Origin of the sequence: Xanthomonas sp. XNM01 (assembly GCF_014851915.1) — a bacterium.
Lineage (GTDB): Bacteria > Pseudomonadota > Gammaproteobacteria > Xanthomonadales > Xanthomonadaceae > Pseudoxanthomonas.
In genome coordinates this window covers 1,473,694-1,496,511 of record NZ_JACVAP010000001.1, presented here as the reverse complement: position 1 = coordinate 1,496,511, position 22,818 = coordinate 1,473,694, and the positions used below count along the sequence as shown (strand labels likewise).

Below are 22,818 nucleotides of genomic sequence, written 5' to 3'. Positions count from 1 at the left end.
AGATTACGCGGAGTTTACGCGCCGGCCGCCGGTTCCGATGGAGCCTTTACGGCGGCTGCTTCCAGACTTGCGTGACCGGCGGAGTGGGTCCGCCACGATCACGCACATGACCATCGACTTCCTTCTTCTTGTGCTGACGCTGGCGGGGCTCTTCGCCGGTGCCGGTGTCCTCTTCCTGCTGCTGACCCGACACGCCCAGGCCCGTGCGGTGGGCGAGACTCAAGGAGGACGCCATGGCTGAGGCCCTTGTCGTCTTCTGCCTGGCGATCGCGATCGGCTGGCCACTGGGCCATTACCTGGCGGCAATCATGCGTGGTGCGCCGATGCGGAGCGACCGGCTGTTCGGCTGGATCGAACGTCCGCTCTATCGCCTGCTCGGCACCGACCCGGCCCGTGGCATGGGCTGGAAGACCTACGTGGCCGCGTTCCTGCTCAGCAACCTGGTCATCGGCCTGCTGGTCTGGACCGTGCTGATGACCCAGGCGTGGCTGCCGCTCAATCCCAACGGTGCGCCGAACATGCGCTGGGACCTGGCGCTGCACACGATGGTGTCCTTCCTGACCAACACCAACCAGCAGCATTACTCCGGCCAGGCGCAGCTGTCCTTCCTGTCGCACATGACCGGCATCGTCGGCCTGCAGGTGATCACGCCGATGATGGGCCTGGCGCTGGTGGCGGCGACGCTGCGCGGCCTGTTCGGTGGACGCATGCCGGCGGCTGGCGGTACCTCGGGCCAGCCCGACGGTGCCGGCATCGACGTCGGCAACTACTGGGCCGACGTCCTGCGTCCCACCGTGCGCTTGCTGATGCCGCTGTGCCTGCTGTTCTCCCTGCTGCTGACCTGGCAGGGCGTGCCCGCCACGCTGCAGGGCGGGCCGGTGGCCACGCCGGTGGATGCGCAGACGGGCATGGCGGCACAGAAGATCCCGCTGGGCCCGGTCGCGCCGATGGTGGCGATCAAGCAGCTGGGCAGCAACGGCGGCGGCTGGTACGGCCCCAACAGCGCGGTCCCGCTGGAGAATCCCACGCCGTTGTCGAACGTGATCCAGATGCTGGCGATCGTGCTGATTCCGGTCGCAGTGGCCTTCATGGTCGGCCCGTTCACCGGCCGCCGGAAGTTCAGCGCGCTGGTGGTCGGCACCATGCTGGCGATGTCGCTGGCGACCACGGCCGCGGCGATGTGGTCCGAAGCCTGGTCGCCGGACGCGCAGGACAGCGCACTGATGGAAGGCAAGGAGGTGCGCTTCGGTGCCGAGTCGTCCGCGCTGTGGGCCGCGCTGACCACCTCGGTCAACAACGGGTCGGTCAACATGATGCACGACTCGGCCGCGCCGCTGACCGGCCTGGTCGCGATGGCCAACATGCTGGTCAACGCGATCTGGGGCGGCGTCGGCTGCGGACTGCAGCAGTTCCTGGTGTATCTGCTGCTGGCGGTGTTCCTGGCCGGGTTGATGACCGGGCGCACGCCCGAACTGTTCGGCCGCAAGATCGAGGCCGGCGAAGTGAAGCTGCTGGCCGTGCTGGTGCTGCTGCAACCGCTGGTCGTGCTGGGGTTCACCGCCGCGACGCTGGCGCTCCCGTCGGTTGCCGGCACCTCCAACCCCTCGTTCCATGGCATCAGCCAGGTGTTCTACGAGTACGCCTCGGCCTTCGCCAACAACGGCTCGGGCTTCGAGGGTCTGGGCGACGCGAGCGCGTGGTGGAACCTGAGCTGCGTGGTGGCGCTGGCGCTGGGCCGTTACCCCGCGCTGATCCTGCCGCTGGTCATCGCCGCGCGCCTCGGTGCCAGGCGTGCCGCACCGGAAGGTCCCGGCACGCTCCAGGTGGAGACGCCGACCTTCGCCCTGACCCTGGTTGCGATCGTCGTGATCCTGACCCTGCTGCAGTTCCTGCCCGTGCTGGTGCTCGGCGCGCTGGCCGACCACCTTGCGCCGGGCGCTTTCTGAGATCTCCACATGAGCGACACACTTCCGAAAGATGCGGTACCTGCACACCGCGCGCCGCGGATCGCCATGCTCGACGCGGCCGGCCTGCGTCAGGCGATCGTCGCCTCGTTCCGCAAGCTCGCCCCCGCTCAGGTCGTCGCCAATCCGGTGATGGCGGTGGTCTGGCTCGGCACGCTGCTGACCGCCGGGCTGACGCTGTCCGGCCATGCCAGTTCACCGACGCTGGGCTGGTCGGTCACCACGCTGCTGCTGCTGACCGTGCTGTTCGCCAATTTCGCCGAAGCCGTGGCCGAGGCACGTGGCCGCGGCCAGGCGGCCTCGCTGCGGCGGGCGCGCAGCGACCTGGTCGCGCGGCGCCTGCAGGCCGTGTCGAGCGATGCGGAACAGCGCATTCCGGCCGCCGAGCTGCGTGTCGGCGATCACGTCGTGGTTTCGGCTGGCGAGCAGGTACCGGCCGATGGCGAGATCGTGCGCGGGCTGGCGACGATCAACGAATCGGCGGTGACCGGCGAATCGGCACCGGTGCTGCGCGAGGCCGGCACCGACCGTTCCGGCGTGATCGGCGGCACCCAGGTCCTGTCGGACGAGATCATCGTGCGCATCACCGCCCAGCCCGGGCAGAGCTTCCTCGACCGGATGATCGCGCTGGTCGAAGGCGCCAACCGGCAGAAGACGCCGAACGAGATTGCACTGGGACTGCTGCTGGGCACGATGACCGCGACCTTCCTGGTCGTGGTGGCCAGCCTGCCGTTCATCGCCGGCTTCGTCGGCGCCGAGCTCGATCCGCTGCTGCTGGTCGCGCTGCTGGTGTGCCTGATCCCCACCACGATCAGCGGGCTGCTGCCGGCCATCGGCATCGCCGGAATGAACCGTGCGCTGCAGTCCAACGTGCTGGCCAGGTCCGGCAAGGCGGTGGAGGTGGCCGGCGATGTCGACGTGCTGTTGCTGGACAAGACCGGCACGATCACCCACGGCGACCGTCAGGCCACCGCGTTCCATCCGCTGGCCGGCGTGGACATGGAGCAGCTGCAGCAGGCGGCGTTGCTCGCTTCGCTGGCCGACCCCACGCCCGAGGGCAAGTCGATCGTGCGCCTGGCGCGGCTGCCCGCGGCGCCGCTCGAGCCACCGGCCGGCGCCGGCTTCGTCGCCTTCACCGCGCAGACGCGCATGTCCGGTGTGGACCTGCCGGGAAACGGCGGCGAGATCCGCATGGTCCGCAAGGGAGCGATGGACGCCATCGTCGCGCACGTACGCGGGCTCGGCGGCGAAGTGCCGGCCGAGCTCGCGGGCCGGGTCGAACAGGTGGCGCGCGGTGGCGCCACGCCGCTGGTGGTCGCCGATGGCCGCCACCTGCTGGGCGTGATCGCGTTGTCGGACGTGGTCAAGCACGGCATCCGCGAGAAATTCGCACAGATGCGCGCGATGGGAATCCGCACGGTGATGATCACCGGCGACAACCCGCTGACGGCTGCGGCCATCGCCGCCGAGGCCGGCGTGGACGACTACATCGCGCAGGCGCGGCCGGAAGACAAGCTCGCGCGGATCCGCCAGGAGCAGGCGGGTGGGCGGCTGGTGGCGATGGTCGGCGACGGCACCAACGACGCCCCGGCCCTGGCCCAGGCCGACGTCGGCCTGGCGATGAATTCCGGCACGCAGGCCGCCAGGGAGGCCGGCAACATGGTCGACCTGGACTCCGACCCGGCCAAGCTGCTGGAGGTGGTGCGGGTCGGCAAGCAGCAGCTGATCACCCGCGGCGCGTTGACCACCTTCTCGCTGGCCAACGACGTGTCCAAGTACTTCGCGATCCTGCCGGCACTGTTCGCCGCGGCGATTCCCTCGCTGGCCGAGCTTGACGTCATGCACCTGTCCAGCCCGACCAATGCCGTGCTTGCCGCGCTGGTGTTCAACGCGGTCATCATCCCACTGCTGATTCCGCTGGCCCTGCGCGGGGTGCGTTTCCGTCCGGGCAGCGCGACCGCGCTGCTGCGCCGGAACATGCTGGTCTACGGCGTCGGCGGCCTGCTGCTGCCGTTCGCGGCGATCAAGCTCATCGACATGGCGCTGGCCGCCACGTTCGGCGCCTGAGGAGGACCACATGAACATCGACGACCCAACCGCAACCCGCGTCCGGCCGCAGCGTCGCGACGGGCATCCGCTGCGCGGCGCGCTCGGCCTGGCCCTGGTCGCCCTGCTGGGGTTCGGCCTGGTCTACTCGCTGCTCGGCGCCGGCCTGGGCGGGCTGCTGTTCCCGCAGGCGGCATCCGGCAGCCTGGTCGAACGCGACGGCCGCATCGTCGGGTCGCTGCTGGTCGCGCAGCCGTTCGCCGGCAAGGGCTACTTCCAGCCGCGGCCATCCGCCGCCGGCTACGACCCGATGACCCTGGCCGGCAGCAACCAGGCCCGCACCAATCCCGGGCTGCGCGCCTACATCGATGCAGCGACGGCGGACGTGGCTGCACGCGAAGGCATATCGCGCGCCACCGTGCCGGACGAGCTCGTCACCCGCTCGGGCAGCGCGATCGATCCGCATCTGTCGCCTGAAGGCGCCGCCATCCAGGTGCGGCGCGTGGCACATGTACGTGGACTGACGCCACAGGCGGTGGAGGCCATGGTCCGCATCCACACCGAGCCGCCCCAGCTTGGCGTGTTCGGACGGCATCGGATCAACGTGCTGGCGCTCAACCTCGCGCTCGATGCAGCCGCGCCGATGGGGCAGGGAGGCAGCGACACGCCCGGGACCCAGCACTAGACTGCGCCCATGAACGCACCCCGAGACGCCGTGGCCGACGCTCTGGCCGACGCACTGCGCCGCCAGGCGCCGGGCCGGCTGACCGTGTTCCTCGGCGCCGCCCCCGGGGTCGGCAAGACCTACGCCATGCTGGCGCGCGCGCGTGAACTGCAGGGGCAGGGCATCGAGGTGCTGGCCGGTCTCGTCGAAACGCATGGCCGGGACGAGACCGCCGCGCTGCTCGAGGGGCTGGAGGTCCTGCCGCGCCTCCAGATCGCCTATGAGGGGCGGATGCTCGACGCGCTGGACGTCGATGCGACCCTCGCGCGGCGGCCGCGCGTGGTGCTGGTGGACGAACTGGCGCACCGCAATGCGCCCGGCAGCCGTCACGAGCGCCGCTGGCAGGACGTGGTCGACCTGCTCGATGCCGGCATCGACGTCTACACCACGCTCAACATCCAGCACCTGGAGAGTCTCAACGACATCGTCCACCGCATCACCGGCGTGCGCGTGTCGGAAACCGTGCCCGATGCGCTGCTGGACCGGATGCGCGACATCCGCCTGGTCGACCTGCCGCCACGTGAACTGATCGAACGCCTGCAGCAGGGCAAGGTCTATCTGCCGGCGCAGGCCGAGCGGGCGCTGCAGGCGTTCTTCTCGCCTGCGAACCTGGCCGCATTGCGCGAGCTGGCACTGCAGACCGCGAGCGATCACATCGACGGCGACGCGCGTCAGGCGCAGGCCGCGCGTGGGCTGCCCGGCGTGCCGCTGCGCCGCCGCGTGCTGGTGGCCGTCGACGGGCAGGGCAGTTCCGAGTACCTGGTCCGGGCCGGGCGGCGGATCGCCGAGCGCCGCGACGCGCCATGGAGCGTGGTGAGCGTGCAGCCCGGCGGCACGCTGGATGCCCGGCGACAGGCTGAGCTGGATCGCGCATTCGCGCTGGCGCGCGGCCTGGGCGCCGAGACGGCGGTGCTGCACGGCGCCCGCATCGCCGACGCGCTGCTGGAGCATGCCGAACGCGATGGCGCTTCCACCCTGGTGGTCGGCCGCACCCGCGAGCGGCCGCTGGCGCGCATGTTCAACCGCACCCTGACCCAGCAGCTGCTGCGGCGTGGCGCGCACTACGAGCTGGTCATCATCAGCTCGCCGGGCGCGCGCGCCCGTGCGCGCCGCGGCGTGGACACGCATGGCGGTGTGCTGGATCGGCACGAGGCCGCCTTGACCCTGGCCGCCACCGCCGCCGCGGTCGCGCTGGCATGGGTCAGCGAACGCTGGGTCGGCCTGGACGACCTGTCGATGATCTTCATCCTGGCCGTGGTGCTGGTCGCCTCGCGCACCCGGCTCGCCGCTGCCGCGCTGGCCGCCGCCCTGTGCTTCCTCGCCTACAACTTCTTCTTTCTCGCACCGCGCTTCACCTTGCTCATCAGCGCCCATCGCAGCGTGGTCACCGCCGTGCTGTTCCTGGCCGCGGCGCTGATCGCCGGGCGCCTGGCGTCGAAGCTGCGGATGCAGGTGCTGGCGTTGCGTGCGGCCAATGCGCACGCCACCGTGCTGCAGGCGCTCGGCCGTCGTCTCGGTGCTGCGACCGACCTCGGCCAGGTCCTGGAGGCCGGCCGCGAGGCGCTGGCCCGCCATCCGGGCGCGGAGGCCTGGCTGCAGGTGGGGGAGGCGGGTGTTCCGTCGGCGTCGCCCGATGGCATCGATGCCGGCGCGGTCGACTGGGTGCGCACCCATGGACAGCCGGCCGGGCGCTACACCGAGACGCTGTCCGGCACGGCCTGGTGGTACCTGCCGCTGCGCGATGCCGAGCGCGTTGCCGGTATCGCCGCGCTGCGTTTCGGCATCGAGCAGCGCAGTCTTCCGCTCGAGCAGCGCCGACTCGCCGAAGCCATGGTCGAAGACATCGCCCAGGCGGTGTCGCGGGTGCGCCTGGTCGCGGACCTGGAAACCGCGCGCGTCAGCGGCGAGACCGAACGCCTGCGCTCGGCGCTGTTGTCGTCGGTATCGCACGACCTGCGTTCGCCGCTGGCGTCGATGATCGGCTCGGCCAGCAGCCTGGCCAGCTATGGCACATCGATGGGCGAGGACGACCGGCGGAGCCTGCTGGACACCATCCGGCAGGAAGGCGAGCGCCTGGACCGCTACATCCAGAACCTGCTCGACATGACCCGGCTCGGCCACACCGGCCTGACCCTCAACCGCGACTGGATCGGTGTGGACGAACTGATCGGTTCGGCGGTGGCCCGCCTGCAGCGCTACCAGCCGGAGGCAGGCGTCCTGACCACCATCGCCGACGATCTGGCGCCCATCTGGGTGCATCCGGCGCTGCTCGAGCAGGCCGTCTTCAACGTGCTGGAGAACGCGGCGAAGTTCTCGCCGGCAGGCGAGCCGGTGGAGGTCGACGCACGGATGGTCGAAGGGGCGCTGCGCATCGACGTGCGCGATTGTGGGCCCGGCATCCCGGACGAGGAGCGCAGCCGCATCTTCGACATGTTCTACAGCGTGGAGCGCGGTGATCGAGGCAGGCAGGGAACGGGCCTGGGTCTGACCATCTGCCAGGGCATGGTCGGCGCGCATGGCGGCGACGTGCAGGCATTGCCAGGCCGGGGCGGGCGCGGCACGCTGATCCGGATGACGCTGCCCCTCATGACTCCCACGACCTGACTGTCGCGCCGCCATGTCTTCCGCCCGTCCTGCACATGCCGGCAATGCATCGGCCGCGCGCATCCTCGTCATCGACGACGAGCCGCAGATCCGTCGCTTCCTCGACATCAGCCTGCGCAGCCAGGGGTACCAGGTGGCGCTTGCGGTCAACGGGCACGCCGGGCTGGCGGAGCTGGCCGCCCATGGCGCGGACCTGGTCGTGCTGGATATCGGCCTGCCGGACATCGACGGCCACGAGGTGCTGCGTCAGCTCCGGCAATGGTCGCAGGCACCGGTGATCATGCTCAGCGTGCGCAGCGGCGAACACGAGAAGGTGGCCGCGCTCGACGGCGGCGCCAACGATTACGTGACCAAGCCGTTCGGCATCGAGGAGCTGATGGCGCGCATCCGCGGCCTGCTGCGCACCCATGCCGCGCCGCCCGGCATCGCGCTGCCCGTGTTCGATGACGGCCACCTGCACGTGGATCTCCAGCGCCGCGACGTGCGCGTGGATGGCGCGCCGGTGACGTTGGGCCGCAAGGAGTTCGCACTGCTGGCCGCGCTGATGCGCCATCCGGGCCGCGTGGTCACCCAGCCGCACCTGCTGCGCGAGGTCTGGGGCCCCGACCATCAGGAAGACACCCATTACCTGCGCATCCTGGTGGGCAAGCTGCGGCAGAAGCTCGGCGACGACGCGACGTCACCGCGCTACATCGCGACCGAACCCGGCGTGGGGCTGCGGTTCATTCCCTCGATCTAGTCTGCGCACATCAGCGCGCCGAGCGACCGCCGGCGTGTCCACGGTACAGGTCTCTTTCATCTCGTTTGGTGGCCTGAACGTCGCTACCGCATTGATGGAGGACGGGGCAGCGTGGCTGCTACGCTGGTTCGGCGTGGCGCTATGATTCGCCCACAGGGGGGGAATCATGGACGTTCGATGGGTGGTCGTAGTTGCTGCTCTGGCCGCTGGATCGGTCCAGGCGCAGACGGTCCGGGCGGTCGGACCTCAAGGTGTCCAGGCGCCGCATCAGCACAAGCCGCAACAGCCGTACAACTCGATGAGGACGAGCTCGACGCCCTTCAATTGCGAGCAGTACCGTCGGCATCCGCATCCGGGCATGCTCGGATTCTGCGAGGGAATGGAGGTGATGAGTCTTCAGAACGAAGCACGCCGTCAGGGGCGGCCCGTGCCGTCTACTGGTGTGCTGTCGCTTCCCGGTCTCGGTACGCCCGAGGCACGCGAGCTCGGCGTCGCGTGCGTCAACGGCCAAGCACTTCGGAAGCTGCAAAACGGATGGGAGCAGGTCATGGCTGCCGGCGGCGGCTGGCAGCGGTGCCGCGGCGGCTGATGGGGGTGCAGGGGGGAACCCCTGCGGATAACCACTCACCCGCGCCCGTGGCAGGTCCGCTCCATTGCAAAAAATCGGACCACCGACGCCGGTGCCAGCTCGGGGCCACCACCACCGGAAAAGAGAGCTGCGTAGCCGGCGCGGCTGTGAGGTAGATTGACGGCATCCCAGTATCCCGGGGTTTTTTTGATGCCGGCGGCCGCAGCGACGCGCTCATGGCGCTAGATCCGCCTGCACACCACCACGCTGACAGGCGCAAAAACACGGCGCTAATGCCGCGGCGCGGCATCACCCCTGCTACCGGCTTTGGGCCTGTTCAGCCTCCGCCACGGCCGCTGCGATCACCGGCGGGCGCTGGCGAATGCCGCCGTAGCTCAATCGCCGCCAGAGCCACTCCACCGGGCCGATGCTGAAGCGCGCCAACCACCAGCGGCTGCTGATCACCTGCATAGCGAACAGCAGCACGCCCAGCGCCAGCGCCAGGTCGAGCGGCATCCGCCCGTACTGGCCCAGACCGAAGCCGTAGAAGATCCATGTGCAGACTAGCGACTGCAGCAGGTATTGGGTCAGCGCCATGCGACCGAGCGGCGCGAACGCACCCAGCCACACGCGCCAGCGCGACCGCTGCAGCAGCAATAGGATGCCGGCCGCATAGCCCAGAGTCAGCGCGAACTTGGCGAGGAAGAATGTCGCCTTGATCAAGACCCGCAGCGGCTGCAGTGCAAGCTGATTCACCCAGGCATGTAGCGCCTCCTGTGGCACCGCGTTGGCCACCAGCCCGAAGCAGAAGCAGAGCGCGAAGACCTGCCGCAGCCGCCGCCGATGCGCGTCCGGCGCCGAAAGCCATCCGCCCTTCCAGGCCGCAACGCCGACGATGAAGAACGGCGCCAGGATGACGAAGCGATCGGCGATACGCATCGGGCCGATCACATGTAGCGTTTCCCACCATCGGTATTGCAGGGCGTCGAGCCACCCACCTTGCCCGTAGTGCTGGAGACCGAGGGCGTAGGTTTGCGCCGGCGGCAGATCCGTTGCAAGCGCCAGCATCGGCCCGGCAATCACCGCCGAGACGATCAGCACCACCGGGATCGCCCAAAGCACCCGGCCGGCGGGCAGCCGCAGGAAGGGCAGAACCATCAAGCTGATCAGTGCGTAGTCGAGCAGGATGTCGACGTTCCACAGCAAGAACGTGTGCGCGCTGCCCAGCAGGGCGAGCACCGCGCTGCGACGAAGCGCAAACGGCCAGGGCGACTGACCCTTGTCGGACGCACGATCGGCCTGGATGGCGAGCCCGGCACCGAACAAGATCGACAGCAGCGCCGCCGCCTTGTTCTCCAACAGCACCCTAACGAGGTCGCCGGCCAAGCCGCCGAAGTCTCCAAGCGGATAGGCGACCTCGGCTTGCCGCGCCAAATCGGCACCGCAGAAGTAACCGATATTGACCAGCAGCACGCCGAACAAGGCCAGACCGCGCAGTACATCCAACTGCAACAACCGTTCGCCGGGAGCCACCGGGTCTTGCGACACAACTTTCGCAGACATAACTACTCTTCAGTAAGACACTGACTCAGTTCACCGGCGCGATGCCGAGCACTCGCGCCGCCATGTTTTTTGCCCGTGTGGCGGAGGTCGGATTTCCTTCGCGAACCGCGGTGACCACGGCCCCGTCGAATAGCAGCATGAGATCGCCGGCCGAGCTTTCGTCCAGCCCGGCCGCTCGCAACAGACGGGCGAAGTAGGACTCGAAGCGGTGCTTGTGCGCAGCCGCAGCCCGATGCAGTGCGTGGCTGGGCGGCGGCGTCTCGGCGATGGTGTTGAGGAAGGCGCAACCGCGGTAGTCGGGGCTGGCCAAGCGCATCGCCAAGGCGTCGAACACTGCCAGCGGCCGCAGATTTGAATCGGGCGCCAAGCGCTCGACCTCCTGCTCGAACCAGGCGCAGAGTCGTTCGTCGCGCCGCTCCAGCACTGCCAACGCCAGACCCTCCTTCGACTGAAAGTGCCGATAGAAGCTCATGCGGGCGACTTCCGCGGTGCTGATGATGGCGTCCACGCCGACCGCCTGAATCCCCTGCTGATAGAAGAGATTGGTGGCGACATCCAGGATGCGCTCGCGAACCTTGCTCATGATCACCCCGGCTGTGGGTCTGCTAGTGATGATATAGACCGATCGGTATCATTTCAAGTCGAGCGCAGGCCCGCGAGAGCGCCGGGAGCCGGGGTGGAATCGCGTTTGGATGGGCTGGCCCTGCGCCTGAACTCAGGCGGGTGCCGTGCTGGCGGCAGCGTTGTTGCCCGGCAGAGTAGGGCGCAGGGCACGTTCCCTGAGGTCGCTTCGTCTACCACGCGCGTTGGTGCGTTGTGATCAGCAGCGCTGACCCGGTACGTTCTCCCAGCCGCCGCCGGCTATCTGCCGGAACGGCGTCCCGCGTACGCAGCGCCAGCTCGCGCGCTCCTTCTCCCAAGCCGCGTCGAGCTCGCGCTGCCGCGCCTCCATGTGCCGCTCGCGTTCGGCCTCTTGGCGCAAGTATTCGGCCTGTTCTTCGCACGTGCGGCCTTCGACCAGCCGGCCGGGCATCGGTCGCTCTGCCGGGGCCCCGTTAAAGCGCACGTGCCAGCCGGCCACGGTGTTCGTGTAGACCTTCCAGCCGCCCACCAGCGCCGCCAGCAGCAGCGCCGCCAGGAGGTACAGCGCCCAGTTGCCGCGGCGGTCGCGCGGCAGGTTGCCCAGGTATGGCGGTCGTTCGCGTTCCATGTGATCCCCCGTGTCCTGGCCGAAGGGTAGCCATCCGGGGGGGGCGGGGGAACCCCTGCGGACAACGCCTCACCCGCGTACGAAACGCCAAGTAATTGGACACTCACCGCCAGAATTGTCGAACGCTAGCGCCAGATGAACTGGACAGCGGCGCCAAATTAGTTGGACACCGCCGCCAGCGTCGCTGGACACCCTGAGACTAGCCTCCCCGAGCCTTCCTCTTCCGCATCGACTCGCCTTTCAGCTCCAGCTTGTGGCTGCTGTGGATCAAGCGATCCAGGATCGCATCTGCCAACGCAGGATCATGGATAAAGGCATGCCAGTTCTGGATCGGCATCTGCCCTGCGACGATCGTGGCGCCACTGCCCACCCGGTCATCCAGAAGCTCCAAGAGGTCTGCACGGCCACGACCGCTGAGAGGGGTCAGGCCGAAGTCATCCAAGATGAGCAACTTGGCCTTCGCCAAGTGCCCTCGCACCTTGGAGAGTGAGCCGTCTGCGTGCGCGATCTCCATTTCCTCCAACAGGCGGCCAACGCGCCGGTAGCTGACAGGGATTCCGTGTCGCGCAGCTTGCACAGCAAGAGCACATGCGAGCCACGTCTTGCCGGTGCCGGTCTGGCCCGTGATCAGGACGTTCTGCTGTCGCTCCACCCAGCCGCAGGTGAGCAGGTCGCTGATGAGAGAGCGATCAATGCCGCGACCGCTGCGGTAGTCGATCGATTCCGGCTCCGCATAGATCTTGAGTTTGGCGTTGGCGATCAGTCGCTTGAAGCGCTGGCTTTCACGCTGGCTAACCTCGGTGTCCACCAAGTGCCCAAGCCGCTGGTCAAAGCCGAGCTTGCTATAGCTCGATTGGGACTGCTGGTGGGTGAGGCCGGCGATCATGCCGGTCAGCTTCAGGTGACGGAGTTGCTCGATGGTGTGTTCAATGGACATCAGAATTCCAGTTAGTTGTAGTAGTCGGCGCCACGCACGTTCTCGTGCGCGGGCAAAGCGTCATCGTTGGCGGATTCGCGCTCCGGGGACCCAACGCGATCGAGCTGTCGTACCAGGATGGAGCGCACGGAGGTGACGCTGTTCGCATGCACGTTCAGTGCACGCTCGCATGCGGCCTGCAGTCGCTCGATGCCGTACTCACGTTCCAGGCGTTTCAGCCCGCGACATGCTTGGAGCGTGAGCGTCGGGCGGCGATGTGCCTCGCTGTGCCGCTGCACGAACGCGTAGAGCGGACCGTCGTGCTGCTTTGCCCATGCCAGCAGGTGGGCCACCGTGTCTTGTGAGTACGCCCGGTGAGCAGGCGGTTGATGCTCCGGGAGCGTGCTGCAGCCACCGACCTGAGAGTTGCGGGGATGAAGCGAGACCCGCCTGTCACGATGGAATGCCATCACCGTTTCGCGTGTGGCTTTGAGGTTGACCTTGCTACCAACCAGGTTGTGGGGAACCGAGTAGAAGTGGCCCTCCCACGGAACGTGATAGTCCTGCCCGACGGGAACCTTAAGCTTCCACTCGGCGTACTCGTACGGCTCGATGGGCAGAGGAGCCAACGCAGGGGCATCGAGCTCCTCAAACAACTGCTGCCTACTCTTGCCGCCGCAGCCACGCATCGGACGCTCATTCATCCGATCGACAAGTTCTGCGATCGCAGTGTTCAGCTCAGGGAGCGAGAAGAAGACGCGATTCCGCAGACGAGCCAAGATCCAGCGCTGCGCCAGCAGCACACCGATCTCCACTGGTGCCTTGTCCTTGGGCTTCCTCGGACGCGCGGGCAAGACCATGGCTTCATAGTGGGCCGCGAACTCTGCGTAGGTCATGTTCAAAAGCGCGCCCTCACCCCGTGTCACCTTGGTCACCGCAGCTTTGAGGTTGTCCGGCACGAGGTAGGTGGGCACGCCGCCATAGAACTCCAGCGCTTTCGCATTGCATGCGATCCAGTCAACGGACTTCTGGCTGGCTACCGCATGGGCGAAGGTTTTGCGGCTTGCCCCCATCACGGCCACGAACAGTTCGACCGGCGTCGTCTGCCCGGTCTCCTGGTCGGTCAGCGTGGGACGCCCTCCGGAGAAGTCCAGGAACAGATCTTGGCCAGGAACACGAGCTTGCCTCATCACGAGGCCACGACTGCGTGCGTAGCGATGATATCGGCGTCGGAACTCCGTCTCAGACATCACGCCCGATTCGAGGTCCTGGGCGTACTCCTCGTGCAACAACGCGATGGTCACCCCGCGCTTTCTGAGTTCGCTATGGACATAGTCCCAGTCTGGCTCTACGAAGCGCCTCTTGTGGGCACCCCTCTTCGGATTCAGCCACTGATCAAGGGCAGCTTCATCCAGTGCTTGGACATGCTCCCACTGAGCATTCAACGCGCGAAGGCGTTGCCGGTAGCGAACGACCGTCGAGGGCGCCAGCCTTACCTGCTGGGCTATCTTGCGGTTGGACAGGTCGGTGCGTAGCAGGTACCGACAAAGCTCTTTCAATGTACTCATGGCTCTCCTTGCGGCACGCGTATCGGGACCGTTCGCGGTCTGCTGTCGTGCGGCAATAGCAGCCCGTGCCGGCCGTGAAACGGCGGCGAGCGAGGCTTGACGGAGGAAGGAGAGATGCCGAGAATGCAGGCAGTAATTGGTGTGCTGCATCCAAGCCCTCAGGCGCTCTAACGCCTGGGGGCTTTTGCATTTCCGTTAGTGGCTCTGGAAAGGAAAGGCGTCAGGTCATCTGGGGCCCTCCAACGATGCGCATCCGCTCGCTCATGGCGCTTCCTTCGCGTCGGCGGACTGGAGAGCCTGAAGCCGCAACTGGGCAAGCCAAGTGGCGATGTCTTTGGCTAAGGCGTACTTGCCCCTGCGGTGCGGGATGGGGAACACAGGTACGGGCAGCAGGCCACGTGACAGGGCTTGGCGGAACGCATCGAGCGTGGTGTAGCCCAGCGCCTGCCGTAGATCGTCCTGCCCAATGACCGGCCCATACCGTTGAAGCAGATCCTGCTCCAGAACATGGGCTAGCGGGTCAGGAGTCTCGTCACGGCTTGTCATATCGACAGCGTAACGATTGAGCGGAATCAGGCCCAGAAGGAACGCTCCGACAATCCGTTACTCTATTTGCTCGATCTGCGACGGGGTTAAGTCACTGAAATCAATACGGTCCTACCACGACGCGCGCCTAAAAGCGCTCGCCCGTTTGTTCGAGAGCGAAAAACCGAATTGCGCTGGGAAGGCGCTGAACGTCCTGAGGACAGGGGTATGGTTCGAGGAGTTGCGCGGCCGTACAGGGCACCCGACGGCCTATGGCCTCGGGCAGCGTCTTCAGCCGCAGACCTACCAGCCTGGGCTCCACCACAACAACCTCTGGGCCAAGTACGCAGGCGGGAAGCACGTGCCTGGCTCTGACACCGTCCGTGTCTGCGAAGCGGCCCTTCCCGGTTCCAGTAGCCTGCTCGGTGATGTCGCCTGGGCCGCCTTGGATGTCGACCGCTCTTTAGGGGACGGAGGAGATGCGCTGCTGCGGCAACTGCGTCCGAGCATTCAGAGCGCGATCTATGAGGCGCGTGAGCTGGACATGGGCCGCTATGTGCGGCGGCGTGCCCCTACTCAGCCTCTCCGACGTCTTGAAGGACAGGCTGGCTTGCATGCGCTTGCCGCACTGGCCGTGCTGCTCCGCGAGGCACACGAATGCGGGAACAGGTCTCGGGCATTTGAGATCGGACGCTCTTTGCATCGGACGCTGCTGATGGCAGCCATAGCGACCAAATTGCGTCACATCAATTTGGAGCTGTTCGATTTCTTCATCAGGTGGATCTTCCCAATCGCAGCCGATGATGAGGTGGCGATGGACCTCGATCGCGACGTGCTTCTCACCCAGAGCTACTGGCTGGATCGGATCGTGATGCAGCTTGAGGATGCCGGCCTGTATCGCGATGCTCCTGGCGGGCCGACCCGCCACCTTCGCCAGATTCTGCAGGTCAACTACGGCTTCGACCTCTTCTATGGATTAGGTCCCCGCCTGAAGCTGTGCGTTCCCGCCGAGTGCGCGAGCTTCGAGGCGCGAGCGTATGCGGCAACGCACAACATCGGTTGGGCATGGGGGACAAGCGTGCTGAGTAATCTCAGGCGTGAACGGCTGATGCCGGATCATGTCCTCGACGCTCAGACATCAGCGAGGCGGCGAGAGAAGTCTCAGACGCCGCCGACTTGAGGCCGCTCATACCAGCCTCGGCTTCGGTTGACGATGTGGACCACCGATAGCATCACAGGCACCTCGATCAGCACGCCGACGATCGTCGCGAGCGTCGCACCGGAATGGACGCCAAACACGCTGACCGCGGTGGCCACGGCCAGTTCGAAGAAGTTGCTTGCCCCGATCAGGGCAGATGGGCCGGCCACACTGTGGGCGACACGGAGCTGGCGATTGAGCAGGTAGGCCAGGCCCGAATTGAAGTAGACCTGGATGAGGATGGGTACCGCCAGCATGGCGATGATCAGGGGCTGCGTCAGGATCTGCTCACCTTGGAAGCCGAACAGCAGCACCAGCATCAGCAACAGTGCTGCCAGCGAGAGCGGCCCGAGCTTGGCCAGCCAGACACCCAGTCGTGCTTGACCGCCGCTACGCATCAGCCAAGCGCGCAGCAGCGTGGCAATGACGACGGGGACCACGATGTACAGTCCGACCGAGATCGCCAGTGTGGCCCATGGCACAGTGATGGACGAGATGCCCAGCAAGAGTGCAACCAGCGGCGCGAAGGCGACGACCATGATCGCGTCGTTCAGTGCCACCTGGCTCAACGTGAAGGCCGCATCGCCGCGGCACAGGTTGCTCCAGACGAAGACCATCGCCGTGCACGGGGCCGCAGCCAGCAGGATCAGGCCTGCAATGTAGGAGTCGACCTGATCCGCCGGCAGCCACGGCGCGAAGACATGGCGCAGGAAGAACCAGCCAAGCAGCGCCATCGAGAAGGGTTTCACCGCCCAGTTGATGAACAGCGTGGTCCCGATGCCACGCCAGTGCTGGCCGACCTGGCGCAAAGCGCCGAAGTCGATCTTCATCAGCATCGGCACGATCATCACCCAGATCAGCAGCGCGACTGGAAGATTGACCTGGGCCCACTCGATGCTGCCCAGTTGAGCAAACGCTGTCGGGAACTGGTGGCCCAGGGTGGTGCCCGCCACGATGCACAGCGTGACCCACAAGGTCAGGTACCGCTCGAAGAGCCCCATGCGCGGGACAGCCTCATTCACTGTCGGCATCCTCGGCATCGACGAAGCCAATCTTGTCCAAGGCCGCCTTGAGTTGCCCCCGATCCTCCCACGCTGCAGCTGGCAGTGCGAGGAAGGCCATCAAGCGCGCCTGGATAGTCCGATGGGCTTGCCGGAACGCCTCTGCTCGGTCGGCATCGCTGCCTTCGGCCGCTGCGGGGTCAGGCAATCCCCAATGTGTCCGCAGGAAATCTCCGAACACGACCGGGCAGGTTTCGGCAGCTGCTGAATCGCAGACGGTCACGACCAGGTCCATGCGCGGAGCATCCGCGGTTGTGAACTCGTCCCACGACTTGCTCCGAAGCCCGGCCGTGGAGATGCCCTCGGCCTGCAGCTGAGCCAAGGCGAATGGGTTCACCGTACCGGTGGGCTGGCTGCCGGCGCTGAACACCTTGAAGCGGTTGCCGGCCCACGCGCGCAGCGTGGCTTCGGCCAGGACGCTGCGAGCACTGTTGCCGGTGCACAGGAAAAGGACGTTGTGGGTCATGGCGATGGCTTCGTGGGTGGAGGGCGTGCAGGAGGGCAGCCGCTGGATCAGCAGCCGCAGGCCGGATCGGTGGTCGGCGCGCATTCGGCGCTGGTCGAACCGGCGCAACAGTTGTGGGTGAGGTACTCGACCAGACCATTCATGGCCTGAAAGTTCGCGCGGTAGCAGACGTAGCGACCTTGGCTCTCACTCTCCACCAGGCCGGCATGCACGAGCTCCTTCAGATGGAAGGACAGCGTCGCGCCGGGGACGCCCAATGCTTCACCGATGTCGCCTGCCATGCGCCCGGCGGGACCCGCCTCAACCAGCAAGCGGAAGGCGGCCAGCCGGGTTGCGTGGCCCAGGGCGGTCAGGGAGGTGATTGCATCTTTCGTTTCCATATTTCTAGAATAGTCGAATGAATAAGCCCGAACAATCCCCCTTCGACCTTCCCGCCCACCTGGACGCTGACTTGCTCCCGACGCCCCAGCACGAGGTGCTGGGCGCCGGCGGCATGCACCCGCCACGGATCCTGCTTCTGTACGGCTCGCTGCGGCCGCAGTCGTTCAGCCGCAAGCTTGCGCTGGAGGCAGAGCGCATCCTGCGCCACCTCGGCGCCGAAACGCGGGTGTTCGATCCGCACGACCTGCCGATGCTCGACAGCGTCGACAAGAGCCACCCCAAGGTCCAGCAGCTTCGCGAATGGTCCCAATGGTCGGAAGGCCAAGTGTGGGTGTCGCCCGAGCGACACGGCACCATCACCGGCGTGTTCAAGAACCAGATCGACTGGCTGCCATTGGAAGACGGCAGCGTTCGCCCGACGCAGGGCAGAACACTCGCGGTGATGCAGGTTTGCGGTGGGTCGCAGTCGTTCAACGTGGTCAACACGCTGCGCGTACTGGGGCGCTGGATGCGGATGGTCACCATCCCGAACCAGTCGTCGGTGGCCAAGGCTTGGCAGGAATTTGATGACAGCGGCCGCATGAGGCCCTCGTCCTACTACGACCGCGTCGTGGACGTGATGGAGGAGCTGATGAAGTTCACCCTGATGGTCCGCGAGCGCAGCGACTACCTGGTCGATCGATACAGCGAGCGAAAGGGCGCCGAGGAGGCGCGTCGTGTCTCAGCAGCTGCCGGGGTCGCTGAGTAATCCCGGAATCAGACCCATCTAGGTGTCCAATTTGCTGGCGGCGGTGTCCAGCTCATTTGGCGGCGGTGTCCAGTTGGCTGGCTGTTTGTACCCGCGCCCGTGGCAGGTCCGTTCCATTGCAGATCGGACCACCGACGCCGGCCCCAGCTCGGGGCCACCATCCACCACCGGAGAACCGCTCTTATCCGGCGCGCGATCCGAAGCGCTCGGCGCGCCAGTCGCGCACTGGTATCCGAAGCACGGTCACCACACCACGATGACCGCTGTTCGCGTTCCGCGCCTTGGCCGCATCCCGGCGCGCCTCGGCGGTCTGGCGCCAGGCCAAACCGCGCAGCCGCTCCGGTGAGAGCCGGTTGCCATCCGGGCTGACCAGATCGCGGCCGGCCAGCCGCCATCCGGCCCACGGTCCATGCAGTCGAACATGGTTCCGGGTGAGCTGGTCGCGCACTGGGCGGCGCAGTCGTTCGGGCAGGCGGCGTCTGCTGGCCAGCACGGCGGCCGGCCTCCGGATGCGGTCAGATCCATGTGCGAGCGTCCATGCAATCGGGCGAGGGCTTGGGGCGGTGCAGCTTGTGTGCCAGCCACGTCCAGAGCACGCCGGCCACGTAACGGACCGACCTAGAGAATTTCGCATAATGTATAGTGGGTGACGCCCTCGAGGCCCTGTAGTGGCGCCTGAGCGCGTGCTGGCTGAGCCCCCAGCACACCCACCAGTAGGAGCGTGGCGGTAGCGGCGAGTCGCTTCAAAATCGCCTTGTGCTTCGCTCCCTGCGGCGAGTGCATCCGAACCTCGGAAGCCGTCTTGATGATCGGCAGCCCTGCGAGGGCAGCCAGCTCGGCGGCCTGTTCAAACGTGGGCACCGATGTGCCTGCAAGCCAGTAGCTCACTGCCACGTGCGACACGCCAACGCGCGTTGCGAAGCTGCGGATGCTTGTTTCCCCGCTCTTTGCAAGCGCCAGTTCGGTGAGTTCCTTCGCGTCCATAGTCCAGGCCGGTGGTAAGTGCGCTTGACAGCCTACAGGACGCACCGGTAAGTTCCCTTTCCAGCGGTAAGCCCCCTTACCGCTGCCCTCCCTCCGGCCCCGCCCGGTGCCGGCAGGGGAGGGGTCAACCGGGCACCGGGCAGGGGAAACGTGATGACCGCACAGCAGCGCGCACATATCTGCCGCTTGGCCGCCGACGTGGAGCATGAACTCCGTCTGGCCGCTCACTTCGACCGCAGTGGAAACGCCGTGGCTGCTGCTGCGCGCCGGGCTGATGCTGATTGGAACGCGGCCATCGCGCTTCGCATCGCAGCGGGTGCTGCATGATCCCTGCCGCCATCCTGCTGATCTGCGTGGTGCTGATCGTCTCCGGCATCGCGAGCGCGGATGAGTCGCTGGGCCTGTGGCGCGAGCAGCGTGCCCGCCAGGACATGGCCGCGCACGTGATGCTGTCCGAAGCCGGCCGCTTCCTCGCCCGCCACCGCGCACAGGTGGCCGCATGAACTGCCCACGCTGTGATCGCCGCGTTCCGTGGCACTTCGTCGGCGCCATTACTGGCCTCATCTTCGCTGGCTTCGGCGCGGTTTTTGCCTTCTGGGTTTCCGTCAGCACCTATGACGCTGCCGTGGTGAACAAGGACCAGCGCGATGCGCTGCGTGCTCAGTGCGTCGCGGGCAACGACCGCGCTTGCCGTATGTATGAGGTCGATTACCCGGCTCGCGGTGGTCTCCTGTGAGCCGCACCACCGACACCGAGCGCGGCGCGCATATCGCGCTGGAAACTGCGGTGTGCGCACTGGTGCAGCCGGACCTCTTCGACGCCGGCCTGCCGCCGTCGTTCTGGCATGCAATCGAAATGGCGGCGCATGACCAGCTGGATGAGGTCATGGCCTACAAGGCGGCGTTCCGATGAACCGCGCCCGCCTGTTCGTCAGCGCTGGCGATATCGCCAAGCGCTTCCGCCGCCCGGTTTTGGGCGTGTCGCCGCTGGAGGCCGACGTGGCATCCGTGCGCGTGCTGCCGGTCGCCGAGTACTGGATTCAGCAGCGCATCGGCGATGGCGATTGGCAGCTGAAATGCCGCTACGGCCAAGACGTTGAATTTGCTGTCGCTCGCGCGAAGTGGTGGAACCGTCTCCTGCGCGGTCGCCGCTCGTACCGCGTGGTTTCGGTGCTCGGCCAGTCCCTCGCCGTGGTGTTTGGGGAGGGAGCCGGCCATGAGTGATTTCGGGCCTATTGCCCCCATACGGCGTCAGCAGGGGGTTTGCCTTCGCGAATTGCTTGCACTCCTCGGATCGAGTTCGCCGTCGCCTCTATCACATGCTGGCGAAGCATGTTCAGCGGATCGGCCTTCTTGTCGAACTGCTCGACCAGCCGGTCAAGTAATTGAAGCGCGGCATCGCTTTCCTCTCGGGAGGCGAGAAGCGTGAACAGCGCTGCGTTCGTCGTGGTTACTGCATCGATCACCGCGCCCATCTGGTCTGCGTCGATCACTGGTGGCTTCGCCATGTGCGTTCTCCTGGTGGTTGGCGGCCTCATCGTAGCGGAGGCGCACGCATGATGGCCGGCGCTTCTGGACTCCCCTCGTCTAACAGGGGAGTCAGTGAAACTGAACGGATCGGGGTGGTGATCGACTGGCTCGCTGCTTCCTTCGATCTGCTCTCGCTGTTGCAGGCTCGTGGTCTGGCCGATGACGTACTCGCGATCCTGGACGACTTGAACGGCACCGTCGGCGCATGCGCCTCCACCGTGGCCGCAGCGCTCGCCGATCACTTCTTCCCCGACCTGTTCGATCTGGGCGAACCCTCGCGCGGCCGCTTCTACAACTGGCGCGTCGCACTGCGTGCGGCTGGCGAGCATGTCGGCCTGCTTGAGTTCGGCGGCATCAACACCATCCGCCAGGACGGCACCTACACCGCCCGCCTGGAACTCACTGGCGATGGCTGCCGCCTGTATGAGGCCAGCAACGGCAGCGACCATGCGCAGCGGTGGTCGTTGCTCGCTTCGTTGCTGGGCGCTCTCGACGCGCGCCTTACCCGCGTCGATATCGCGGCAGACGATTTCACCGGGCAATACCCGGTCCAGTGGGCCATCGACCGCTACAACGAAGGCTCGTTCGACCGTCGCGGTCAGCGTCCGAAAGCGCGCCTGATCGATGACATGGGCAACCGCACCGGCAAGACGTTCTACGTTGGCAGCCGCAAGTCGGAACAGCAGCTGCGCGTCTACGAGAAGGGCAGGGAGCAGGGCGATCCTGCATCGGAATGGGTGCGCTATGAAGGCGAATTCCACGCCAGCAATCGGCGCGAACTGCCGCTGGACATGCTGCTCGACCCGGCCCCGTATCTGGTCGGCGCGTACCCGGTCCTGGACTTCGTGGGAGGCATCGGCGAACGCCTGCGCATCGCCACGGAAAAGCTGCTCGCCAACTGCGTGCGCGCCGTCGCGAACTTCCGCCGCCAGTACGGCCCAATGGTCAACGCGCTGCTGCACGCCGCTGGTGGCGACGAAGCCACGTTGTCCCGGCTGGTGGTCGGCACTGCCCGCAATTCGCTGCCGCCGTGGTGCAAGCGTCCGGAAGACGCCGCCCAGCTGCTGACGGCAATCCTTTTCGCCCCGGTGGGGCATATCGACGGCCAGAAAGGCCAGGAGTAATGCAATGAGCATCAGCATCAGCGTCCGCGAACAGAAGATCAACGTGAAGACCGGCACCAGCCGCAAGACCGGTCGGCCGTACACGATCAGCGAGCAGGAAGCGTTCGTGACCCTGCCCAACGGCGAGCGTCGCCGCATCACCCTCCAGCACGAAGACGGCGATGCCGCGCTGCCGGTGGGCGACTACGTGCCCAAGGATTCCGCCTACTGGGTCGGCGACTTCGGCGCGCTGTCGATCAGTACCCGCGCCAAGCACTGGGCGCTGAACGCTGCCGCGAAGACCCAGCCGCCGCCGGTCAAGGCCGCCTAAGCCATGCCGTACGCCCTCGCCACCGCATCGCCGCAAATGCTCCTGCTGCTCGGCTTCTGTGCCGGCGTGGTGACGTGCGGCGTCCTCGTCCAGGTCGCCTTCGCGACCCAGCGTAGGCGGTAACCCATGCGCTACCTCGTCTGTCTCGATGACCCCGCACCTGTCGAAGGCCAGTGCACCGCCATGGTGTGGGTCGAGCAGGCGCAGGTGGCCGACTACCTCCCGACCGTTGCGCAGGCCAACGCCATCGGGTTTGCGTTCTTTTCCAGCCTGTTCCTCATCGCCGCCGCCGTGCGGTCTTTCAAGCCAACCCGCTAGGAGAGTCACCATGAACCGCAACAACCCGCAGTCCCTGCGTCACCGCGCCGCCGCCACCGTCAAGAGCCTGGGCGGCAAGATCGCCACCGGTACCGCCCTGGTCGGCGCCACCATCGGCACCGCCATGGCGCAGGCCCCCGATCTGTCCGCTGTCGAGGCCGAGCTCGATGTCTACAAGGTCGCCGTGGTCGGTCTGGTGATCGCGTTCGCGGTCGTGCTGTGGGCCATCCGCGGCGCCAGCCTGCTGAAGCCCAAGTAAGCCGACGGTGTGT

General features: G+C 66.7%; 30 protein-coding genes. 18 read left to right on the top strand and 12 right to left on the bottom strand.

Translation table 11 applies throughout. The annotated features are described in order from the left end of the window. Positions 1-106: 106 nt before the first annotated feature. The 7 genes from IB242_RS20645 (at position 107) to IB242_RS06875 (ending at position 8,666) form a co-directional block, all read left to right on the top strand. Positions 107-241, top strand: coding sequence for a hypothetical protein (locus tag IB242_RS20645; RefSeq protein WP_255523448.1), 135 nt, complete (start codon positions 107-109; stop codon positions 239-241). Further along, positions 234-1,946 carry a potassium-transporting ATPase subunit KdpA gene (gene kdpA / locus IB242_RS06900; RefSeq protein WP_192277330.1) on the top strand — a complete coding sequence of 571 codons (1,713 nt, stop codon included), beginning with the start codon at positions 234-236 and terminating at the stop codon, positions 1,944-1,946. Before IB242_RS20645 ends, kdpA begins: the two co-directional genes overlap by 8 nt. 9 nt (positions 1,947-1,955) lie before the next feature. Continuing rightward, positions 1,956-4,031 (top strand): potassium-transporting ATPase subunit KdpB, encoded by a 2,076-nt coding sequence (gene kdpB, locus IB242_RS06895; RefSeq protein ID WP_192277328.1) that lies wholly within the window; start codon positions 1,956-1,958, stop codon positions 4,029-4,031. A gap of 10 nt (positions 4,032-4,041) precedes the next feature. Next, positions 4,042-4,695: a potassium-transporting ATPase subunit KdpC gene (kdpC, locus tag IB242_RS06890; RefSeq protein WP_192277326.1), complete on the top strand. Its 654-nt coding sequence runs from the start codon at positions 4,042-4,044 to the stop codon at positions 4,693-4,695. A gap of 9 nt (positions 4,696-4,704) precedes the next feature. Next, the gene (locus IB242_RS06885) at positions 4,705-7,338 is read left to right on the top strand and encodes a sensor histidine kinase KdpD (RefSeq protein ID WP_192277325.1); all 2,634 of its coding nucleotides are present in this window, start codon (positions 4,705-4,707) and stop codon (positions 7,336-7,338) included. A gap of 13 nt (positions 7,339-7,351) precedes the next feature. Beyond that, on the top strand, positions 7,352-8,077 hold the full coding sequence (locus IB242_RS06880; RefSeq protein ID WP_192277324.1) for a response regulator transcription factor: 726 nt from the start codon (positions 7,352-7,354) through the stop codon (positions 8,075-8,077). A 166-nt stretch (positions 8,078-8,243) separates the two neighbouring features. Beyond that, positions 8,244-8,666 carry a hypothetical protein gene (locus IB242_RS06875; RefSeq protein ID WP_192277323.1) on the top strand — a complete coding sequence of 141 codons (423 nt, stop codon included), beginning with the start codon at positions 8,244-8,246 and terminating at the stop codon, positions 8,664-8,666. 297 nt (positions 8,667-8,963) lie between these two features. Here IB242_RS06875 and IB242_RS06870 read toward each other — a convergent pair whose 3' ends face one another. From IB242_RS06870 to IB242_RS06845, 6 genes are all read right to left on the bottom strand, one after another. Then, positions 8,964-10,208, bottom strand: a complete 1,245-nt coding sequence (locus tag IB242_RS06870) for a DUF418 domain-containing protein (protein ID WP_192277322.1) — start codon at positions 10,206-10,208, stop codon at positions 8,964-8,966. A gap of 25 nt (positions 10,209-10,233) precedes the next feature. Continuing rightward, positions 10,234-10,791 (bottom strand): TetR/AcrR family transcriptional regulator, encoded by a 558-nt coding sequence (locus IB242_RS06865; RefSeq protein ID WP_192277321.1) that lies wholly within the window; start codon positions 10,789-10,791, stop codon positions 10,234-10,236. A 237-nt stretch (positions 10,792-11,028) separates the two neighbouring features. Further along, a complete protein-coding gene (locus tag IB242_RS06860) occupies positions 11,029-11,418 on the bottom strand; it encodes a hypothetical protein (RefSeq protein ID WP_192277320.1) in 390 nt (129 codons plus the stop codon). Positions 11,419-11,617: 199 nt separating this feature from the next. Continuing rightward, positions 11,618-12,355, bottom strand: coding sequence for an IS21-like element helper ATPase IstB (gene istB / locus IB242_RS06855; RefSeq protein ID WP_192277319.1), 738 nt, complete (start codon positions 12,353-12,355; stop codon positions 11,618-11,620). An 11-nt stretch (positions 12,356-12,366) separates the two neighbouring features. After that, positions 12,367-13,902: an IS21 family transposase gene (gene istA, locus IB242_RS06850; protein ID WP_192277318.1), complete on the bottom strand. Its 1,536-nt coding sequence runs from the start codon at positions 13,900-13,902 to the stop codon at positions 12,367-12,369. Positions 13,903-14,163: 261 nt separating this feature from the next. After that, the gene (locus tag IB242_RS06845; RefSeq protein ID WP_192277311.1) at positions 14,164-14,448 is read right to left on the bottom strand and encodes a hypothetical protein; all 285 of its coding nucleotides are present in this window, start codon (positions 14,446-14,448) and stop codon (positions 14,164-14,166) included. A 145-nt stretch (positions 14,449-14,593) separates the two neighbouring features. Here IB242_RS06845 and IB242_RS06840 point away from each other — a divergent pair, with 145 nt between their 5' ends. Further along, a complete protein-coding gene (locus IB242_RS06840; protein WP_225540062.1) occupies positions 14,594-15,607 on the top strand; it encodes a hypothetical protein in 1,014 nt (337 codons plus the stop codon). Here IB242_RS06840 and arsB read toward each other — a convergent pair. Genes arsB through IB242_RS06825 form a run of 3 tightly spaced genes read right to left on the bottom strand, consistent with a single transcriptional unit; the run spans position 15,589 to position 17,532 of the window. Next, on the bottom strand, positions 15,589-16,626 hold the full coding sequence (gene arsB, locus IB242_RS06835) for an ACR3 family arsenite efflux transporter (RefSeq protein WP_192277309.1): 1,038 nt from the start codon (positions 16,624-16,626) through the stop codon (positions 15,589-15,591). The genes IB242_RS06840 and arsB overlap by 19 nt on opposite strands. Before the next feature lie 13 nt (positions 16,627-16,639). After that, entirely contained in the window at positions 16,640-17,152 is a 513-nt protein-coding gene (locus IB242_RS06830; protein WP_192277784.1) for an arsenate reductase ArsC, read from the bottom strand. A gap of 47 nt (positions 17,153-17,199) precedes the next feature. Further along, complete coding sequence (locus IB242_RS06825) at positions 17,200-17,532, bottom strand: metalloregulator ArsR/SmtB family transcription factor (RefSeq protein WP_192277306.1); 333 nt, start codon at positions 17,530-17,532, stop codon at positions 17,200-17,202. A gap of 17 nt (positions 17,533-17,549) precedes the next feature. On the opposite strand from IB242_RS06825, the gene arsH reads away from it, so the two are divergent. Further along, on the top strand, positions 17,550-18,281 hold the full coding sequence (gene arsH / locus IB242_RS06820) for an arsenical resistance protein ArsH (RefSeq protein ID WP_192277304.1): 732 nt from the start codon (positions 17,550-17,552) through the stop codon (positions 18,279-18,281). Between the two features lie 181 nt (positions 18,282-18,462). Here the strand turns inward: arsH and IB242_RS06815 are convergent, their stop codons facing one another. Beyond that, positions 18,463-18,774, bottom strand: a complete 312-nt coding sequence (locus tag IB242_RS06815) for a DUF3653 domain-containing protein (RefSeq protein ID WP_192277301.1) — start codon at positions 18,772-18,774, stop codon at positions 18,463-18,465. A gap of 125 nt (positions 18,775-18,899) precedes the next feature. Next, positions 18,900-19,265: a helix-turn-helix domain-containing protein gene (locus IB242_RS06810; protein ID WP_192277299.1), complete on the bottom strand. Its 366-nt coding sequence runs from the start codon at positions 19,263-19,265 to the stop codon at positions 18,900-18,902. 153 nt (positions 19,266-19,418) lie between these two features. Between IB242_RS06810 and IB242_RS06805 the strand changes: the two genes are divergently transcribed. The 5 genes from IB242_RS06805 to IB242_RS06785 are packed head-to-tail and all read left to right on the top strand — an operon-like array spanning position 19,419 to position 20,488. Continuing rightward, entirely contained in the window at positions 19,419-19,592 is a 174-nt protein-coding gene (locus IB242_RS06805; RefSeq protein ID WP_192277298.1) for a hypothetical protein, read from the top strand. Then, positions 19,589-19,768, top strand: coding sequence for a hypothetical protein (locus IB242_RS06800; protein ID WP_192277295.1), 180 nt, complete (start codon positions 19,589-19,591; stop codon positions 19,766-19,768). The genes IB242_RS06805 and IB242_RS06800 overlap by 4 nt, the downstream gene beginning before the upstream one ends. After that, positions 19,765-20,001: a hypothetical protein gene (locus IB242_RS06795; protein ID WP_192277294.1), complete on the top strand. Its 237-nt coding sequence runs from the start codon at positions 19,765-19,767 to the stop codon at positions 19,999-20,001. The genes IB242_RS06800 and IB242_RS06795 overlap by 4 nt, the downstream gene beginning before the upstream one ends. Continuing rightward, entirely contained in the window at positions 19,998-20,177 is a 180-nt protein-coding gene (locus tag IB242_RS06790; RefSeq protein ID WP_192277292.1) for a hypothetical protein, read from the top strand. Before IB242_RS06795 ends, IB242_RS06790 begins: the two co-directional genes overlap by 4 nt. Next, on the top strand, positions 20,174-20,488 hold the full coding sequence (locus IB242_RS06785; RefSeq protein ID WP_192277290.1) for a hypothetical protein: 315 nt from the start codon (positions 20,174-20,176) through the stop codon (positions 20,486-20,488). Before IB242_RS06790 ends, IB242_RS06785 begins: the two co-directional genes overlap by 4 nt. Before the next feature lie 8 nt (positions 20,489-20,496). Here the strand turns inward: IB242_RS06785 and IB242_RS06780 are convergent, their stop codons facing one another. Further along, positions 20,497-20,772, bottom strand: coding sequence for a hypothetical protein (locus IB242_RS06780; RefSeq protein WP_192277288.1), 276 nt, complete (start codon positions 20,770-20,772; stop codon positions 20,497-20,499). 117 nt (positions 20,773-20,889) lie between these two features. On the opposite strand from IB242_RS06780, the gene IB242_RS06775 reads away from it, so the two are divergent. From IB242_RS06775 to IB242_RS06760, 4 genes are all read left to right on the top strand, one after another. Then, positions 20,890-21,918, top strand: a complete 1,029-nt coding sequence (locus IB242_RS06775) for a replication initiation factor domain-containing protein (RefSeq protein WP_192277286.1) — start codon at positions 20,890-20,892, stop codon at positions 21,916-21,918. A gap of 4 nt (positions 21,919-21,922) precedes the next feature. Beyond that, entirely contained in the window at positions 21,923-22,228 is a 306-nt protein-coding gene (locus IB242_RS06770; RefSeq protein ID WP_192277284.1) for a single-stranded DNA-binding protein, read from the top strand. A 126-nt stretch (positions 22,229-22,354) separates the two neighbouring features. Continuing rightward, positions 22,355-22,546, top strand: a complete 192-nt coding sequence (locus IB242_RS06765) for a hypothetical protein (RefSeq protein ID WP_192277282.1) — start codon at positions 22,355-22,357, stop codon at positions 22,544-22,546. A 10-nt stretch (positions 22,547-22,556) separates the two neighbouring features. Then, entirely contained in the window at positions 22,557-22,805 is a 249-nt protein-coding gene (locus tag IB242_RS06760; RefSeq protein ID WP_192277280.1) for a hypothetical protein, read from the top strand. Positions 22,806-22,818 lie beyond the last annotated feature (13 nt).

Coding starts and splice junctions, on each gene's coding strand:
- IB242_RS20645 (WP_255523448.1), top strand. CDS start 107: ATGACCATCGACTTCCTTCTTCTTGTGCTGACGCTGGCGGGGCTCTTC.
- kdpA (WP_192277330.1), top strand. CDS start 234: ATGGCTGAGGCCCTTGTCGTCTTCTGCCTGGCGATCGCGATCGGCTGG.
- kdpB (WP_192277328.1), top strand. CDS start 1,956: ATGAGCGACACACTTCCGAAAGATGCGGTACCTGCACACCGCGCGCCG.
- kdpC (WP_192277326.1), top strand. CDS start 4,042: ATGAACATCGACGACCCAACCGCAACCCGCGTCCGGCCGCAGCGTCGC.
- IB242_RS06885 (WP_192277325.1), top strand. CDS start 4,705: ATGAACGCACCCCGAGACGCCGTGGCCGACGCTCTGGCCGACGCACTG.
- IB242_RS06880 (WP_192277324.1), top strand. CDS start 7,352: ATGTCTTCCGCCCGTCCTGCACATGCCGGCAATGCATCGGCCGCGCGC.
- IB242_RS06875 (WP_192277323.1), top strand. CDS start 8,244: ATGGACGTTCGATGGGTGGTCGTAGTTGCTGCTCTGGCCGCTGGATCG.
- IB242_RS06870 (WP_192277322.1), bottom strand. CDS start 10,208: ATGTCTGCGAAAGTTGTGTCGCAAGACCCGGTGGCTCCCGGCGAACGG.
- IB242_RS06865 (WP_192277321.1), bottom strand. CDS start 10,791: ATGAGCAAGGTTCGCGAGCGCATCCTGGATGTCGCCACCAATCTCTTC.
- IB242_RS06860 (WP_192277320.1), bottom strand. CDS start 11,418: ATGGAACGCGAACGACCGCCATACCTGGGCAACCTGCCGCGCGACCGC.
- istB (WP_192277319.1), bottom strand. CDS start 12,355: ATGTCCATTGAACACACCATCGAGCAACTCCGTCACCTGAAGCTGACC.
- istA (WP_192277318.1), bottom strand. CDS start 13,902: ATGAGTACATTGAAAGAGCTTTGTCGGTACCTGCTACGCACCGACCTG.
- IB242_RS06845 (WP_192277311.1), bottom strand. CDS start 14,448: ATGACAAGCCGTGACGAGACTCCTGACCCGCTAGCCCATGTTCTGGAG.
- arsB (WP_192277309.1), bottom strand. CDS start 16,626: ATGGGGCTCTTCGAGCGGTACCTGACCTTGTGGGTCACGCTGTGCATC.
- IB242_RS06830 (WP_192277784.1), bottom strand. CDS start 17,152: ATGACCCACAACGTCCTTTTCCTGTGCACCGGCAACAGTGCTCGCAGC.
- IB242_RS06825 (WP_192277306.1), bottom strand. CDS start 17,532: ATGGAAACGAAAGATGCAATCACCTCCCTGACCGCCCTGGGCCACGCA.
- arsH (WP_192277304.1), top strand. CDS start 17,550: ATGAATAAGCCCGAACAATCCCCCTTCGACCTTCCCGCCCACCTGGAC.
- IB242_RS06810 (WP_192277299.1), bottom strand. CDS start 19,265: ATGGACGCGAAGGAACTCACCGAACTGGCGCTTGCAAAGAGCGGGGAA.
- IB242_RS06805 (WP_192277298.1), top strand. CDS start 19,419: ATGACCGCACAGCAGCGCGCACATATCTGCCGCTTGGCCGCCGACGTG.
- IB242_RS06800 (WP_192277295.1), top strand. CDS start 19,589: ATGATCCCTGCCGCCATCCTGCTGATCTGCGTGGTGCTGATCGTCTCC.
- IB242_RS06795 (WP_192277294.1), top strand. CDS start 19,765: ATGAACTGCCCACGCTGTGATCGCCGCGTTCCGTGGCACTTCGTCGGC.
- IB242_RS06785 (WP_192277290.1), top strand. CDS start 20,174: ATGAACCGCGCCCGCCTGTTCGTCAGCGCTGGCGATATCGCCAAGCGC.
- IB242_RS06780 (WP_192277288.1), bottom strand. CDS start 20,772: ATGGCGAAGCCACCAGTGATCGACGCAGACCAGATGGGCGCGGTGATC.
- IB242_RS06770 (WP_192277284.1), top strand. CDS start 21,923: ATGAGCATCAGCATCAGCGTCCGCGAACAGAAGATCAACGTGAAGACC.
- IB242_RS06765 (WP_192277282.1), top strand. CDS start 22,355: ATGCGCTACCTCGTCTGTCTCGATGACCCCGCACCTGTCGAAGGCCAG.
- IB242_RS06760 (WP_192277280.1), top strand. CDS start 22,557: ATGAACCGCAACAACCCGCAGTCCCTGCGTCACCGCGCCGCCGCCACC.